At 60.8% G+C, this 17,013-nt stretch carries 13 protein-coding genes; all 13 read right to left on the minus strand.

What is annotated here, in order from left to right:
* Positions 1-22: 22 nt before the first annotated feature.
* On the minus strand, positions 23-1,627 hold the full coding sequence (locus ACA068_RS16960; protein WP_497303369.1) for a methyl-accepting chemotaxis protein: 1,605 nt from the start codon (positions 1,625-1,627) through the stop codon (positions 23-25).
* A 216-nt stretch (positions 1,628-1,843) separates the two neighbouring features.
* Positions 1,844-2,248, minus strand: a complete 405-nt coding sequence (locus ACA068_RS16965; RefSeq protein ID WP_010459637.1) for a TraR/DksA family transcriptional regulator — start codon at positions 2,246-2,248, stop codon at positions 1,844-1,846.
* Between the two features lie 327 nt (positions 2,249-2,575).
* Positions 2,576-3,598 carry an ABC transporter permease gene (locus ACA068_RS16970; protein ID WP_461958470.1) on the minus strand — a complete coding sequence of 341 codons (1,023 nt, stop codon included), beginning with the start codon at positions 3,596-3,598 and terminating at the stop codon, positions 2,576-2,578.
* A gap of 174 nt (positions 3,599-3,772) precedes the next feature.
* Positions 3,773-5,338 (minus strand): sugar ABC transporter ATP-binding protein, encoded by a 1,566-nt coding sequence (locus ACA068_RS16975; RefSeq protein ID WP_497303370.1) that lies wholly within the window; start codon positions 5,336-5,338, stop codon positions 3,773-3,775.
* Between the two features lie 70 nt (positions 5,339-5,408).
* Positions 5,409-6,335, minus strand: a complete 927-nt coding sequence (locus ACA068_RS16980) for a sugar ABC transporter substrate-binding protein (RefSeq protein ID WP_497303372.1) — start codon at positions 6,333-6,335, stop codon at positions 5,409-5,411.
* 157 nt (positions 6,336-6,492) lie between these two features.
* Complete coding sequence (locus ACA068_RS16985; RefSeq protein ID WP_497303374.1) at positions 6,493-7,545, minus strand: Gfo/Idh/MocA family protein; 1,053 nt, start codon at positions 7,543-7,545, stop codon at positions 6,493-6,495.
* 143 nt (positions 7,546-7,688) lie between these two features.
* Positions 7,689-8,699, minus strand: coding sequence for a bifunctional inositol 2-dehydrogenase/D-chiro-inositol 1-dehydrogenase (gene iolG, locus ACA068_RS16990; RefSeq protein ID WP_497303375.1), 1,011 nt, complete (start codon positions 8,697-8,699; stop codon positions 7,689-7,691).
* 33 nt (positions 8,700-8,732) lie between these two features.
* A complete protein-coding gene (iolD, locus tag ACA068_RS16995; RefSeq protein WP_497303376.1) occupies positions 8,733-10,664 on the minus strand; it encodes a 3D-(3,5/4)-trihydroxycyclohexane-1,2-dione acylhydrolase (decyclizing) in 1,932 nt (643 codons plus the stop codon).
* Positions 10,665-10,795: 131 nt separating this feature from the next.
* Positions 10,796-11,617: a TIM barrel protein gene (locus ACA068_RS17000; RefSeq protein WP_497303378.1), complete on the minus strand. Its 822-nt coding sequence runs from the start codon at positions 11,615-11,617 to the stop codon at positions 10,796-10,798.
* A 25-nt stretch (positions 11,618-11,642) separates the two neighbouring features.
* Positions 11,643-13,145, minus strand: a complete 1,503-nt coding sequence (locus ACA068_RS17005) for a CoA-acylating methylmalonate-semialdehyde dehydrogenase (RefSeq protein ID WP_497303379.1) — start codon at positions 13,143-13,145, stop codon at positions 11,643-11,645.
* Between the two features lie 44 nt (positions 13,146-13,189).
* Positions 13,190-13,999, minus strand: a complete 810-nt coding sequence (gene iolB, locus ACA068_RS17010) for a 5-deoxy-glucuronate isomerase (RefSeq protein WP_497303381.1) — start codon at positions 13,997-13,999, stop codon at positions 13,190-13,192.
* Positions 13,996-14,889, minus strand: a complete 894-nt coding sequence (gene iolE / locus ACA068_RS17015) for a myo-inosose-2 dehydratase (protein ID WP_497303383.1) — start codon at positions 14,887-14,889, stop codon at positions 13,996-13,998. Before iolE ends, iolB begins: the two co-directional genes overlap by 4 nt.
* A gap of 160 nt (positions 14,890-15,049) precedes the next feature.
* Positions 15,050-16,987, minus strand: coding sequence for a bifunctional 5-dehydro-2-deoxygluconokinase/5-dehydro-2-deoxyphosphogluconate aldolase (locus ACA068_RS17020; RefSeq protein ID WP_497303384.1), 1,938 nt, complete (start codon positions 16,985-16,987; stop codon positions 15,050-15,052).
* Positions 16,988-17,013 lie beyond the last annotated feature (26 nt).

Here is a 17,013-nt window from a genome sequence, read left to right on the forward strand (position 1 = left end):
CACCGGTTATCAGGTTGAGCATCTAGCGAGCACTCTGCGGCTTGTACCCCAACCGCAATCCACCCCAATGCCTGCCTTTAAGCATGATAGGCACCGAGAGGTCGTGCATCAGTTCACCAGTGTCGCGGGTGTAGGTCTGCAACAACACCGGCTGTTGATGGCTGCCGCAGCGGATGCCGGTGCGGTCGGCGAATTTGCGCTTGGTGCGGTTTTGTACCGTATCAACCTGCGTATCGCCGGTCAGCGGCTGACTGAAGATTTTGTTATGGGTGGGCACGTAACCCTGCTGGGTGCAGGCGATGGCAAACACCAGGCCTTCATGGCGCGGCAGCAACGGCTCCTGGATGGCGGGCAAGACCTGATCGGTGTAGCGATCAAAGCGCGTCTGAAACTTGGCCGGGCTGGTGTTGGGGATCGCCTGGTAATTGCGATCAAACAGGTCATCGAGGCTGACACGCCCCTGGTCGATGTCCGCTTCGAAGCGCGCGGCAATCTGGCCGGCGCCTTCGCGGGCCAGGTCATAGATCCGTTGGTGGTAGTCATCCAGCCCGACCTCGGCGAGACGCTCGCTGATGGTTTCGGCCTGACCTTCCATCTGCACGGCAGCCTGAGCCAGGCGTTGGGTCTGTTGGTCGCTGACCGCCAGGTCGCTGCGCATCTGTTCGATGGCATGGAACAGGCTGTCGAGTTGTTCGCGGTTGGTGTCCGCGCCCTTGGCGATTTCCCCGACCTGATGTTCGACGCCGGCAGCCAGACGCGCAATGTTTTCCAGGTGCTGTCCGGTGTGCTCGACCTGCTCGACACCGGTATCGAGGTCGCTGGACAGTTGCCGGATCTGCTCCACCACCTGCGCCGTGCGCTGCTGGATATCGGCGACCATCTCCCCGACTTCGCAAGTTGCCGTCGCCGTACGCGCCGCCAGACCGCGAACCTCATCCGCCACCACCGCGAACCCGCGACCATGTTCCCCGGCCCGAGCCGCTTCAATCGCGGCGTTCAAGGCCAGCAGATTGGTCTGGCTGGCGATGGACTGAATCACCAGGGTGACCCGTTGAATATCGTCACTGCGCAGGCTCAGGGCTTCGATCAGTTCACGGCTGTTACTGGCGCGCTGACTGAGCTGATGCATGCGGCTGATGGACTCGATCAGTTCCGTGCGCCCTGCCGCGCTGCTCTGATGAGCTTCGCTGGCGGCACTGAGGGCTTCGCGGCTGAGTGTCGAGGTGGCTTGTTCGGTCGCGATCATCACTTCGGCATTGCTGACGATTTGCGCCGCCGCGTCGAGTTGCGATTGCAGTTTGTCCGCCAGTTGCTTGACCGAAAAGGCCACGCCCGCTGCCGACAAAGCGTTATGACTGGTGGTGTAGGAAAGATCGCGAGTCAACTCGGCGATCGCGCTGGCGCTGTCGACCGTTGTTGCTTCGGGCGTGGCGCGCGAGCGCAGGCGAGGCAGCCAGATCACCAGCACCGCCAGTGGCAGACAAAGGTAAAGCGACCAGCCACCCAGCGCCATGCCACACAGCAAGAGCATCAGGGCGATGCTTTGCAGGGTTGGCGTCAGCCAAAGGTTTTTCGGCAAAAACACTGGTGCAGGCACTGCCGCAACCAGAGATCCGTCTCTCGTCATCTTCGTCACCCCATGTACCTTCTAATTGTTGTGCCTGCATTAAACGCCACTACAAGGCCATTATCTATGGTCCATTAGTAGTGGGCGTTGCAGCAGATCAATAGAAGTACGCGAGCTTTTCGCAGACGGCAAAAAGCATCGCGGGCAAGCCTCGCTCCTACAGGTTCATCGTGAACCGTGAGAGCGGGATTGCCCGCGATGCGGGGCGCTACGAAATCAGGCCTGACGCTGGTGCTTGTCGATCTGTTCGTGACGCTCTTGAGCTTCGATGCAGTATTTGGTGGTCGGGCTGATCAGCAGGCGTTTCAGGCCGATGGCCTCGCCGCTGTCGTCGCACCAGCCGAAGCTGTCTTCTTTGATGCGTTCCAGAGCCTGTTCCAACTGAGGCAGCATGCGCTGATCGCGATCGATCGCGTTCACCAGCCAGGTGCGCTCTTCTTCAACAGAAGCAGCGTCGGCCGGATCGGCTGGAGTGTCCAGGCTCTCGATGGCGATGCGGTTCTGTTCGATGCGCTCATGGGTTTCGACTTTCATGTTCTGCAACAGCTCGTAGAAAAAAGCATGTTGCTCGGCATTCATGTAGTCATCCGCCGGCATGGCCAGCAACTTGTCCTTTGTCATTGATATCTCTATAAAAAAACGTGCATTAAGGCGAATTAGGGAGCGTTCCGGTGGACCAGGTCTGGCCATCGGAAAGGCGCCGTTTATTCCAAGCGCCACCCGGCACTCAATTTACGAGGGCCGGCAGTCTAAGGCCGACTTGAGGCCTCAGCAACTGAAAAGACAGCGAATTTGTCCGACAAAGCCCGGAAAGTGCTCTATGGCGGCCTTTGCGATGGTTATCGGAGTGCGTTTATAGCAAGAAATTCAATCGAGCGGCTGTATAGAGAAGACAAATGGCTGCGCCACGCGGGTCAGGCGTGGCGCATTGGCTGTCCGTTCTACGACTCAGCGCTTGAGTTTACGCTTGTTGCGGTATTGGTCGATGACCACCGCCACCACAATAATCAGTCCCTTGATGATGTCCTGAATATACGCATCAACCCCAACAAAGGTAAACCCGCTGGCCATCACCCCGAGAATCAATGCACCGATCACGGTGCCGGTGATGCGCCCGACGCCGCCGGCCAGGCTGGTGCCGCCGATCACCGCCGCGGCAATCGCGTCCAGCTCATAGGACATGCCCATCCCCGCCTGCCCGGTCGCGGCACGCGCCGAAGCGACCACGCCCGCCAGGCCGGCCAGCAAGCCGGCGATACTGTAGACGATCACCAAGTGCCGCTTGACGTTGATCCCCGAGGTGCGCGCCGCCTGCATGTTGCCGCCGATGGCGTAGGTGTACTTGCCGTACTTGGTGTAGCGCAGGGCGATGTGAAAGATCACCGCGACCACCAGGAAAATGATCACTGGCATGGCGCCATGTCCGATGGCCGTGTAGGAATCCGAGAGCATGCTCACCGGCTGGCCTTCGGTGTAGAACCGCGCCAGGCCACGCGCCGACACCATCATGCCGAGGGTGGCAATGAACGGCGGAATCCCGGTGATGGCGATGATGCTGCCGTTGATTGCACCCGCCAGCAGTCCCACGCCGAGCCCGGCGATCACCGGAATCCACACAGGCAAGTCAGTCAATGACGGAAACACCGCCCGGGCGAAATCCGAGGTCTGCGCCAGACTCGCCGCGATCATTGCCGACAGCGCCAGCACCGAACCGGATGACAGGTCGATCCCGGTGGTGATGATGACCTGGGTCACGCCAATCGCCAGCAGGCCGATGATCGACACTTGCAGGATCATCAGCACCAGGCGCTGGGAGTTCATCAGGAAGCTCTGGTCGCGCACGATCCAGCCGAAGACTTCAAACACCAGGCCGATGCCAATCAGCACCAGGAAGATACTCAACTCGGTCGGAAAGCGCCGGCGACTCTTGACCGGTGCCGTTGCTGGCTTGTTTTCCAGTATCGCGTTCATAACCACTCACCTTCTAAAAAATCTGGCATCGACTACATACCTGTGGCGAGGGAACTTGCTCCCGCTGGGCTGCGAAGCGGCCCCCTGGCTCTCGGATTTACCCAGACCTGGCGAGCGCTGCGCACTCGAGCGGGAGCAAGCTCCCTCGCCACAGAAATTGTGTTCACCCTTGACTCAATGGCATTGGGACATCCCCGAGGCCAATTGCATCACCCGCTCCTGGGTCGCTTCGCTGCGTTCGAGGGTGCCCATCAGGTCGCCCTCATGCATGACCATCACCCGGTCGCTCATGCCGAGCACTTCCGGCAGTTCCGAGGAAATCATGATCACCGCCATGCCTTCGCTGGCGAGGTAGGAGATGAGCCGGTAGATCTCGGCCTTGGCGCCGACATCAATGCCGCGGGTCGGCTCGTCGAGGATCAGGATTCGCGGATTGGTCATCAGCCAGCGCGCCAGCAAGGCTTTCTGCTGATTGCCGCCGGACAAGGTGTCGATGCACTGCTCAAGTGACGGGGTTTTCACCCGCAGCTTCTTGCACATGTCTTCGCACAACACCCGCAAAGCTTTCTGCTGAATAAAGCCGTGCCCGGCGTAATGCGGCAGTACCGCCATTTCCATGTTCTCCAACACCGACAGGCACGGGAACAGGCCGCTGAGCTTGCGGTCCTCGGTCAGCAACGCGAAGCCCTTCTCGATCGCCATGTGTGGATCGCTGATGCGCACCACTTCGCCATCGAGGCGAATCTCACCACCGTCGCTCGGAGTGATGCCGAAAATCGCTTCGGCAACGTTGGTGCGGCCCGAGCCCATCAACCCGGCGATGCCGAGGATCTCGCCCGCATGCAGGTCGAAGGACACGCCTTTGAAAATACCGTCCAGCTTGAGGTCGCGCACCGACAGCAGCAGATCGCCGATGGGCTTCTCGCGCACCGGGAACAACTGGCTCAGCTCTCGTCCGACCATCATCGAAATCAGGCTGTCGCCGTCCATGCTGTCGGCCCGTTGCAGGCCGATGTAGGTGCCGTCACGGAACACCGCCACTTCATCGGCGATGGCGAACACTTCGTTCATTTTGTGGGTGATGTAGATGATGCCTTTGCCCTGGCTCTTGAGGTCGGCAATGATCGAGAACAGGTGCGCGACTTCCTTGTCGGTAATGGCCGAGGTCGGTTCGTCCATGATCAGGATGTCGGAGTCGTAGGACACCGCCTTGGCGATCTCGACCATCTGCCGCTCGGCGATGCTCAGGTTGCCGACCTGCTCCTCCGGGTCGAGGTTGATCCGCAGGCGCTCCAGCAATTTCGCGGTGCAGCGGTGCATCTCGCGGTGGTCGATCATGTGCAGGCTGTTGAGCTGCTCGCGGCCGATCCAGATGTTCTCGGCGATGCTCATGTGCGGCATCAGGTTGAGTTCCTGGTGGATCATCGCGATCCCGGCCTGCAGCGCGGCCAATGGCGTGTCGAACACCACCGGTTTGCCGCGAAGGCGCAGTTCGCCGGCGTCCGGCTGGTAGATGCCGGCGATGATTTTCATCAGGGTCGATTTACCCGCGCCGTTCTCGCCCATCAGCGCCAGGACCGAGCCGGGGCGGACCCGCAGCTGCACGTCGGACAACGCCACCACACCGGGAAACCTCTTGCTGACGTTGATGATCTCCAGCAGGTACGGCTCATCGACAGGTGTTGCGGTTGGCTGGATACCCACCAACGGGGTGCTCGAAGCAGTCGCTGAAGCGAACATGATCAGGTACTCCATCAGCAAGGTCGCGGTGGCAACCTTGCGTGCTTATTATTGTTATGGGGCGGACGGGCTATTTGAACGTGTCGACGTTTTGCGGCGTGATCAAGCGGTATGGCACCCACACGGCCTGTTCAACCGGTTCGTTCCTGGCCATTTTCACTGCCGTGTCGATGGAGCCGTCCGCTTGGCCTTTCGCATCCTGGAACACCGAGACCGCGAGACTGCCTTTCTTGATCGCGTTCAAGCCATCCGGCGTACCGTCGACACCGGCGATCAGCACGCTGCCCTTGTCGACGCCGGCCTGTTGCAGGGCCATCGCGGCACCAATGGCCATTTCGTCGTTGTTGGCCACGACCGCATCGAACTTGCGGCCCTGGGTCAGCCAGTCGTTGACCAGGGTCATGCCTTTATCCCGCAGCCAGGTGCCGGTCTGTTCTTGCTCGATCTTGATGTTCGGGTATTTGGCCAACACCTCTTTCACGCCTTTGGTGCGGTTGGTGGTGGAGTTGTTCGCGAGGTCGCCCAGCAGAATCACGATGTCGCCCTTGCCGCCCATTTTGTCGGCCAGGTATTGCATCTGCATTTCACCGGCTTCCAGGTCGTTGGACGCCACCGTGACCACGCCTTTTGGCAATTTCAGGTCATCGGGACGACGGTTGACGTAGACCAGCGGGATGCCGGCCTTGACGGCGGCTTCGGTGATTTTTTTGGTGGCGGCGGTGTCCACCGGGTTGACCACGATGGCATCGACTTTCTGGCTGATGAAGCTTTCGACCTGGCTCAACTGCTTGACCACGTCGCTGCGGGCGTCTTCGAACTGCAACTGCACGCCGTCGGGATAGGACTTGGCTTTCTTGTCCATGGATTCGCGCAGGTAGGTCAGCCAGGTGTCATCGAACTGGGACATGCTGACGCCGATCTTCATGTCGGCGAGTGCAGCGCCGCTGGCGAACATCAGGGACAAGGCCAGTGAGGCAAAACGGATCTTGGTCTTCATGAAAAGTCTTTCTCCACATTCTTGTTGGTTTTATGGATGAGGCGTGACGATTTTCAGTAAGCGGGCAAGCGGGCAAAGCGTTTAAAACCTGTGCGAGGCAGTTCGCTGGAAATGACTTTATTGGAATATTATTTCTATATCAACTCATTTTAGAATTTTATTCTGATTTTATTCCAGGGCGCTCAAACGCGCCCAATTCCACCACCTGACGGCGCTCAAAGCTCAGCCGCGCAGCGTCTAGAACGCGGGTGGTCGCCAGTGCATCACGGGCTTCCACGGGCAGTGGGCCACCGCTCTGTAACGCGGTTTGTAGCTGCAAATAGAACTGATTCCAGCACCCGCGCTCCGACGGCACCCGCTCACGCACTTCGCCCTGTTCGAACCAGCCCCAGCGGCGATGCTCTTCCACGCCCCAGCGTTCACCCTCGGATTTCGGCGACCGCCCGGCGAGCGCCGAGGCTTCCTGCCCGTCCAGACCATCGACGCTGTAACAACCTTGAGTGCCGGTCACGCGAAAACGCGGGCCGGGGGTGTTTTGCAGGCAACTGCCGGCCAGATGGGAGGTGACGCCACTGGCATGGGTCAGGGACAGAAAGAAGCCGTTGTCGAAGACCTGGTCCTTTTCCAGGTAATCCAGTTCGGCGTACACCCGTGTCACCTCGCCGAACAACAGCAACGCCTGATCCACCAGGTGGCTGCCCAAATCACGCAGGAAGCCACCGCCACTGCCGTTGTTTACCGACTGTGGCGAGTAACGCTCGATCCGCGACTCGAAACGGGTGACACGGCCCAGAGCGCCGGACTCGATGAGTTTGCGCACGGTGAGGAAGTCCGAGTCCCAGCGGCGGTTCTGGTAGACGCTGAGCTGCACGCCCTGGCGCTCGGCCATGGTGATCAGGGTTTGGGCTTGCTGCGCATCGGCCGCGAAGGGCTTGTCGCTGACCACCGCCACGCCGTGTTCGATACCGTCGAGCACCAGCGCCGGTCGGCCCTTGAGCGGCGTGGAAATCACCAGCACATCGACGCCGGCTTCCACCAGTTGGCCGATGCTGTCAAAGGCCGGCACGCCGGGGTGCTCGGTCGCCAGCAACTGTCGGCGTTCCGGGGAGCGAGTGACCACGCCCACGAACGTCGCCGCCGGCAGGCTGCTGATCAGCGGAGCATGGAAAAACCGGCCGCCATGGCCGTAACCGACAAGTCCGATGCGCATGAGTGGATTCTCCTTATATAGTCACGGGCTGTACGCGGACCCTGTGGGAGCGGGCTTGCTCGCGAAGGCGGTGCATCAGGCGGCATTGATGTTGACTGTGCCACCGCTTTCGCGAGCAAGCCCGCTCCCACAGGGGATCCTCGTTAGGCGTAGAAGTGTGGGCGGTCTGGAAGTGCGACTTTGACGATTGCCCCGCTGTTTTGGGCTTCGATACAGGCGTCGGCAGCGACGGCTGCGGCGAAGCCATCCCATGCTGACGGGCCACCGACCTGCCCCGCTCGCACGCCATCAATGAACGCCTGCAACTCAACGTCGTAGGCGGCAATGAAGCGATCCTTCCAGTCCATCAGAATCGCGTTCGACAGCTTCGCGCCGCTGCGCAGTTGAACCTGCGAAGGCTCCGGCAGTTTGGCGATGCCGGTCTCCCCCACCACTTCGCACTGAATGTCGTAGCCGTACTGGCAATTGACGAACACTTCCACATCGATGCGCGTGCCCTTGGCGGTTTCCAGCAACACAATCTGCGGGTCTTTCAAATGCGCGAGCGCTTTGCTGGACTTGCGTGGGAATACGACCTGCACCGAGACGTAATCGTCGTCGAGCAACCAGCGCAACACGTCGAGTTCATGGATCAGCGTGTCGGTAATCGCCATGTCGGTCTTGTAGTTCTCGCCCACGGTCGGGTTGCGGTGCGCGCAATGGAGCATCAGCGGCTCGCCGATCTGGCCGCTGTCGATCACCGCTTTGAGTGCGCGATAGCCTTCGTCATACGGCCGCATGAAACCGACCTGCACCAGGCGCTTGCCGTAGGCCACTTCGGCCTCGACGATGTTGCGGCAGCCTTCAGCGGTGACGGCCAGGGGCTTTTCGCAGAACACCGGTTTGCCCGCCGCAATCGCCGCCAGCACGAACGCTTCGTGGCTCGGCCCCCAGGAGGTGACGAGGATCGCTTCGACTTCCGGCGCGTTGATCAACGCGTGGCCGTCGGGGTAGACCTCGGCGGTCAGTTTCAGGTCGGACACGACCTTGGCGGCTTGCTGCAAATTGATGTCGGTGACGGCGACCACCTGACTGTTGAGCAAGGTCTGGCTGCAACGACGAATGTGATCCTGGCCGATGGCCCCGGTACCGATAACACCCAGTTTCAAAGACATTTCTGATCTCCTGTTGGAATTTTTGTCGAGCAGTCAGTACTGGCGAGCCTTGGCCAGTCGTTCATTCAGGGTCTTGGCCACTTCATGGGTGCGGGCGCTGGTGGAGACTTGCGCCACGCCGACCCGCCACCACGACAGGTAGCCGTGAATCATGGTCTTGGGCAGGACCTTGATGTCGATCAGCGTCGATACGGTCTGCAAGCGCGCATCGGCCAGCGCCGCTTGCAGCTCCTCAACGGTGTTCACTTTGTAAGTCTTGCAACCATAGGCCGCCGCGCTCATGGCGAAATCCACCGGCACAAAACCGCCATCGAGCTTGCCGGTGTCCGGGTTACGGAAGCGGAACTCCGTGCCGAAGCTGTCCATGCCGCTGCCCATCTGCAAGTTGTTGATGCAGCCGAAGGTCATGTTGTCGAGCAGCACCACGTTGATCTTGCGGCGCTCCTGAATCGACGTCGCCAGCTCCGAGTGCAGCATCATGTATGAGCCATCGCCGACCAGCGCATAGACCTCACGCTCAGGCTCGGCGAGCTTCACGCCCAATGCGGCGTTGACCTCGTAGCCCATGCACGAATAACCGTACTCGACGTGATAGGTGTTCACGCCCTTGCTGCGCCAGCTGCGCTGCAAGTCACCGGGCAGGCTGCCGGCGGCGGCGACGATCACCGCGTCATCGGCGAGGGTTTGGTTGAGCACGCCTAGCACCCGACTCTGGGTCAGGCACGAGCCGGTCAGCTCGATGAACTCGCGCAGGACCGCCGGGTCCATGGAGTCGTTGATTTCCGGGGTAAAGTCTTGGCGCTGGTACTCAATCTGATAGAGCCGATCGACTTCATCATCCAACTGAGCCTTGGCCTGACGCGGTTGATCGCCCCACGCGGAACGGTAATCGCCCAAGGCTTCGGCCAAGGCCTGCAAGCCGGTTTTGGCATCCGCCAGCAGTTGCACGCCATCGAGCTTGAGGGCATCGCAGGGGCTGATGTTGAGGTTGAGAAATTGCACGTCCGGGTGCTGGAACAGGGATTTCGACGCGGTGGTGAAATCGCTGTAGCGGGTGCCGACGCCAATGATCAGGTCCGCCTCCCTGGCCAGCAGGTTCGCCGCCAGACAGCCGGTTTCGCCGATCCCGCCAACGTTCAGCGGATGGCTGGACACGACCGCACTCTTGCCAGCCTGGGTTTCGGCGAAGGGAATGTCGAAGCGCTCGGCAAACGCCTGCAACGCCGCGTTGGCCCCGGAGTATTTGACCCCGCCACCGCAAATGATCAGCGGCTTGCGCTTGCCTTTAAACAGCGCCAACGCATCGCCGAGCATCGCTTCGGTGGCCGGACGCCGCTCGATGCGATGCACGCGTTTTTGCAGGAAATAATCGGGGTAATCGTAAGCTTCGGCTTGCACGTCTTGTGGCAAGGCCAGAGTCACGGCGCCGGTTTCGGCAGGGTCGGTGAGCACGCGCATGGCGTGAATCGCCGCAGTCATCAACTGCTCGGGACGATTGATACGGTCCCAATATTTGCTCACGGCCTTGAACGCATCGTTGGTGCTGATGCTCAAGTCGTGGAACTGTTCGATCTGTTGCAGCACCGGGTCCGGCTGGCGGCAGGCGTAGACATCGCCGGGCAACAGCAGCAAGGGAATGCGGTTGGCGGTGGCTGTCGCGGCGGCGGTCAGCATGTTCGCGGCGCCTGGGCCTACGGATGAGGTACAGGCGTAGATTTTGCGCCGCAGGTTTTGCTTGGCGAAACCGATGGCGGCGTGGGCCATGCCTTGCTCGTTGCGGCCTTGATGGACGATCAGGTCGCCGCTGTCCTGCTCCAGGGCTTGCCCAAGGCCGAGCACGTTGCCGTGACCGAAAATGGTAAAGATCCCGGCGATGAATTTGCTCTGGACCCCGTCGACCTCGATGTACTGGTTATCGAGGAATTTCACCAGGGCCTGGGCCATGGTCAGTCTTGTTGTGGTCATAACCGATCCTTCAATACACGAAGAAACCTTCGTGGGAGCGGGCTTGCTCGCGAAAGCGGCGGCACATTCAACATCTAAGTCGCCTGACACACCGCTTTCGCGAGCAAGCCCGCTCCCACAGGGGATCTTCATTAGCCTTGAGATTTTTGCAGGTGGTTCATGCTCGCGCCGATCGCCTGTTCGATATCGGCCAGGCCATGGACGCTGTCGGCAAACGGCTCGAACGACAGGTAGCCGCTGTAACCGCCGCTGAGCAAGCTGTCAATTTGCGCGGCGTTACCGAGGATGTCGCCCTCGCCCACCAGCACCCGATGGCCGTCGCGGATTGTCGCCAACGGTGCCTCGGCATCTTCGACGCCGGAAAGGTGCACCAACCCGGTCAGTTCGGGGAAAAATTCGGTTTCGCCGGCCAGGTGATGGTGAAAGGTGTCGTGCACCAACCGGAACACATCCAGCCCACCGACAGCCTTGATCGCCTCCACCGCCGTGCGTTTAAGCCGCAGCGAGCATTCCTCGAAGCCCAGCGGCTCGATGAAACCGAGAATGCCGTGATCGCGCAGGATCGGCGCCAGTTCACTCAAGGCGGTGCGCAAGCCGGCGGCGCGTTCGGCTTCGTTGCGCGTATCGGTACGATCATTCAGCGGACACATGACCAAACCCTGCGCGCCGCACTCTCGGGCATAAGCCGCAAGTTTGAAGGCCTGCGCCCGGCGCTCGTCATTCCACACATCAAACGGGTACAACGCGTTGATCGACAGCACGCTGATGCCTTGGGCCGCGCACAACTCACGGACGCGCTCGGGCGCGGTGCCGTCTTCGATCTCGACGCCTTGCAGGTCGTTGCGGATCTCGATGGCGTCAGCCTTGAGGGCCACCGCCAGGTCGATGAACGCCGGCAGTGACAAACGTGGGGCGACCACACGGTTCAGGGCGAAACGCAGGGGTTTGCTCATTGTTATTGTTCTCCGCACAGGTGAATCACTTGGCCGTCGGCATGCTGAATTCAGGGCCCTTGGCGATGCTGTCGGGCCAGCGTTGCATCACGCTTTTGTAGCGGCTGTAGAAGCGGATGCCTTCTTCGCCATAGGCGTGATGATCGCCGAACAGCGAGCGCTTCCAGCCGCCGAACGAGTGCCAGGCCATGGGCACCGGAATCGGCACGTTGATGCCGACCATGCCGACCTTGATGGTGCGAGCAAACGCGCGAGCAATGCCGCCGTCGCTGGTGAAACACGACACGCCGTTGCCGAATTCGTGGGCGTTGATCAACGCCACCGCGCTGGCGAAGTCCGGGACACGGACGATGCCCAAGACCGGCCCGAAGATCTCCTGCTGATAAATGCTCATCTCGGTCGTAACGTGATCGAACAACGTCGCGCCGACGAAGAAGCCGTTCTCCGCGCCCGGCACCTTGAACCCGCGACCGTCGACAATCAGCTGCGCGCCTTGGGCCACGCCTTCATCTATGAAGCCTTCGACCTTGGCCTTGTGTTCGGCCGTCACCAACGGCCCCATGTCGCTGTCGCCCTGCATGCCATTGCCGACCTTGAGTTGATCGATGCGCGGCAGCAGTTTGGCAATCAACTGGTCAGCAACATCGCCCACCGCCACGGCAATCGAGATCGCCATGCAGCGCTCGCCAGCCGAGCCGTAAGCCGCGCCGATCAGGGCGTCTGCGGCCTGATCCAGATCCGCGTCGGGCATGACGATCATGTGATTCTTCGCCCCGCCCAGCGCCTGCACCCGCTTGCCGCGCGAGGTGGCTTGCTGGTGGATGTACTCGGCAATCGGTGTCGAGCCAACAAAGGAAATCGCCTCGATGTCCGGGTGTTGCAGCAGCGCATCGACCGCTGTCTTGTCGCCCTGGACCACGTTGAACACGCCGTCCGGCAAACCGGCTTCGGTCAGTAAACGCGCCATCAACAAACTGGCGGACGGGTCGCGTTCGGAGGGTTTGAGGATGAAGCAGTTACCGGTGACCAGCGCCAGCGGGATCATCCACAGCGGCACCATCACCGGGAAGTTGAACGGCGTGACGCCGGCGCAAACACCCAGCGGCTGACGCAGGTTCCAGTTATCAATGCCGCCACCGATGTTGTCGCTGAACTCGGTTTTCAGCAGGCTCGGCGCACCGCAGGCGTATTCGACGATTTCGATGCCTCGGGTCACTTCGCCCTTGGCGTCTGAGAACACCTTGCCGTGTTCGCGGCTGATGATTTCGGCCAGTTCATCGTGATGACGGTCGAGCAGTTCCTTGAACTTGAACATCACCCGTGAACGGCGCAGGGACGACTGCTCGGACCAGGCCGGGAACGCTTTCAGGGCCGAGGCAACGGCGGCGTCCACGGTCTTTTCGCTGGCCAGCCCGACGCGCGCCTGAACGCTGCCGGTCGCTGGGTTGAAGACATTGCTGAACCGCTCGCTGCCGCTGTCTTGCACTTGACCGTCGATGTAATGGCCGATGACCGGGGCGTCGCTCATTGTTCTTGTTCTCCGTTCGAATGTTGGAATTCAGGCTTTTTAGTTCAGAGATCAAGCAGCCAACTGTGCTGCGGATCGTTATGGAACTGCCAGACCCGTTTCGGGCCGGCCATTACGTTCAGGTAATACGACTCGTAGCCGTAAGGCACGCTGACCGGGTGATAGCCCTTGGGCACGACCACGAGGTCGCTGTTTTCCACGGCCATGGCTTGATCGATGCTGCGGTCGTCGGTGTAGACGCGCTGGAACACGAAGCCCTGGGGCGGGTTGATCTGGTGGTAATAGGTTTCTTCGAGAAAGCTCTGGTGCGGCAGGTCGTCGGTGTCGTGTTTGTGCGGCGGGTAGCTCGACGAGTGTCCCGACGGCGTGCGCACTTCCACCACCAGCAGCGAATGGGCGGGCTCGGTGTTGGGCAGGATGTCGCAGACGTAACGGGTGTTGGCGCCCTTGCCGCGCACGCTGCGCTTCATGGTTTCAGGTTTGATCAGCCGCGGGCCGAGGTCTTTTTCGGTTGAGCCCGGTGCGGCGCAGACGGCGATCTGCACATCGCTCAACGCAACGACCTGGGCCTGACTGCCCGGCGGCAAAAAAGCAGCGAACGGTGATTTGTCTTCGAACACCGACTGGCGATCGCCGAGGTTGTCCCAATTGAAGGCGCCCTGCCCTGGCGCCTCGCCCTTGAGGCTGATCCGGCCGCTGAGCAGCACCAGGCACAGTTCTTTATCGCCCGCCGCCACCGGCAAGGTTTCGCCCAGGCTTAAGCGGTAAGCAGCGAAGCCAACGTATTCCAGCTCACCTTTGCCCAACTCGACCATCGTCCGGCCACGGGCGTTGCTTTTGACCAGCAGGCTCATAAGGCAATCCTCTCGTCGAGCAAGGCACGCAAAGTGTCGTAGCCTTTTTTCGCGTAGACATAGCTCGGCGCCACGGCCGGGTCTTGCTCGGCCTCGACCACCAGCCAGCCGTGATAATCGTTGGCCAGCAATATATCGAGCAGCGCGGCGAAATCGATATCGCCATCGCCGGGCACGGTGAAAGTGCCGTTGATGATGCAGTCGGGAAAGCTCCACAGGTTGTTGCGCGCCAGTTGCACCACCGGTTTGCGCACGTCCTTGAAATGCACGTGGCAGATGCGGTCGATGTGTTTGCGCAGCACCTGCAACGGCTCGCCGCCACCCATGTAGCAATGGCCCGAATCGAACAGCAGGCCGACTTCGCTGCCGGTCAACGCCATCAGCTTGTCGATGTCGGCCGGGGATTCAACGTAAGCGCCCATGTGGTGGTGATAGGCCAAGCGCACGCCTTGGGACAGGGTGAAACGTGCCAGTTCGGTGAGCTTGTCGGCGTATTCCTGCCAGGCCTGTTCGGTGTGGAAACGCGGGCGTTCCACCAAGGGGATGCGCTGGCCCTGAATCGAGTCAGCCACTTCGCCGTAAACCAGCACCTTGGCGCCGTTCTTCGCCAGCAACTCGACATGACTGCCAATGGCGTCGATTTCCTCGGCCACGGAACGGCGCGCCAGACGGCTGGAATACCAGCCGGACACCAGCGCCAGATCGTAAGGCCGCAGCACATCACCGACGCCTTTGGCATCCTTGGGGAATTTACCGTTGAGTTCGAAACCTTCGTAACCGATCTCCTTGCCTTCGCTCAAAGCAGTGCTCAGCGGCGTCTCGCCACCGAGGGACGGCAAATCGTCGTTGCTCCAGGAAATCGGGTTGATGCCAATTCGGATAGCGGGCATGGCTGCACCTTTTTTTGTTGTACCTAACCATTGAATACGGCGCGGGCCCCTTGTAGGAGTGAGCCTGCTCGCGATAGCGGTGTGTCAGGCGCCATTTATGTTGACTGGCTGTCAGCTATCGCGAGCAGGCTCGCTCCTACAGGGGTAATGCGGTGTTGCGTCATGCGCGGGCCGTGCGCCAGGCATCGATGAGTTCGACGAAGGTGCCCTGCACCTGGCGGATCAGCGCCTCATCATCGATTTCACCGGCCAGCCACGCGCGGCTCGGTTCCTGGAAGATCGTCCTCCCCACCGCGAACCCGCGGCAGGTCTGGCTCTGGCTCGCTTGCTGAAACCCTTCGGCCAGCGCCGCCGCCGGCGCATTCAACCCCAGCAGCACCACGCCCCTGCAATAAGGATCACGTTCCTGAATCAGCTCATCGAGTTGCTTCCACTCCTCGGCGCTCTGCGCTTCGATCTTCCACCACGCCGGGTAAATCCCCAGGTTGTAGAGGCGTTTCAGCGCGCGATACAGCACGTCCGGATGGGTTGACGGATGATCCTTGGGCGGGATGATTTCCAGCAGCAGTTCATGGCCGCTGACCAGAGAGGCCTCATACAAACCCTTGATCTGCGCTTCCTGTTCCAGGCGCAGCAAGGGCTCATCATCGGGATGAAATTGCACCAGGCACTTGATGATTTGCTCTTGCGGCCAGGCAATCAGGTTGCTGCCGATCGAGCGCCCATGTTCGAACGCCAATGGCCGCGAGCCCTGCACTTCCACCGGTCGCGCCACCCACCAGCCACGACCGGTGGCGGCGTTCAGCGAGTCCTGGCCGAAACGCTGATCGGCCAGCAACCCGACATCAGCCTCGATCCCTTGCTCACGCAAATCCGCTTCGACCCGCTCCACGGCTTTGATAAAGAGTTGCTTGAGTTCGCAAATGGCGTTCAGGTCGCGACCGCCCTTGTGCGCCAGCTCCACCAGTTGCCCACGGTGATCAAAGGCAAAAATGAACAGTTGCTTCCACTGTTTGCGCGGCACGCTGACCTGATGCAGACGCTGCAGCACCGCGTCCTGATCCGGCCGGGTAATCGGCACCGGGCTGTTGAACAAATAATCGAGTTCGGCGCGGGTCGGCATCGCCGGGGCGCAGGCATGGCGCGACACCACCAGCCCGCCGCAGGCATTAGCCAACTGGCAGCAACGCTCATCGCTGGCGTCCTCCAGCCAACCGCTGAGGAAACCCGACATAAAGGCATCGCCGGCCCCCAACACGTTGAGCACTTCCACCCGAACGCCAGGGTAAATCGCCCCATCTTCAAGCCGCACCGGAATCACCCCGTGAATCACCGTGCAACCCTGCGGCCCAAGCTTTACCACCAACGTGGCATCGCTCAAACGCCGAACATTACGCAGCGCAGTGAGCAGATCCTCGGAACCGCCAGCAATCAAAAACTCCTCTTCAGTGCCCACGATCAGGTCGAAACGCGGCAGGATCTTCTGCACATGCTGGCTGACGTTCTGGTCAGCCACAAAGCGCGTCTCCCCATCAGCCTTGCCCGCCAGCCCCCACAACACCGGGCGATAATCGATGTCCAGCACGCGTTTGACGTTGTGCTTCTCGGCGTATTCCAGCGCCTGGAGGCTCGCCTTGTAGACGCCGTCGGTAGAGAAATGGGTGCCGGTGATCAGCAAGGCTTTGCTGGAGGCAATAAAGGCTTCGCTGATGTCTTCGGCCCGCAGCGCCATGTCGGCGCAGTTTTCGCGGTAGAACACCAATGGAAAGGTTTCGCGGTCCTTGAGACCCAGCAGGACCATGGCGGTCAGGCGTTCCGGATCAACCTTGATGCCGCTGACGTCGCAGCCTTCACGGGTCAGGGATTCCAGCAGGAACCGACCCATGTGGTCGTCCCCTACCCGGCTCAACATCGCTGACTTGAGTCCCAGCCGTGCGGTGCCGAAGGCGATGTTGGCGGACGATCCACCGAGGTACTTGGCGAAGCTTGAAACATCTTCCAGCCGCGCCCCGACTTGCTGCGCATAGAGGTCGACGCCAAGGCGCCCCAGGCAAATCAGATCCAATTGACGCCCACTGGCAAAACGAGTCTGGCCCATGCTGGCTCCTGTTATTTTTATCAGCC

The organism is Pseudomonas sp. LBUM1660 (assembly GCF_059695935.1).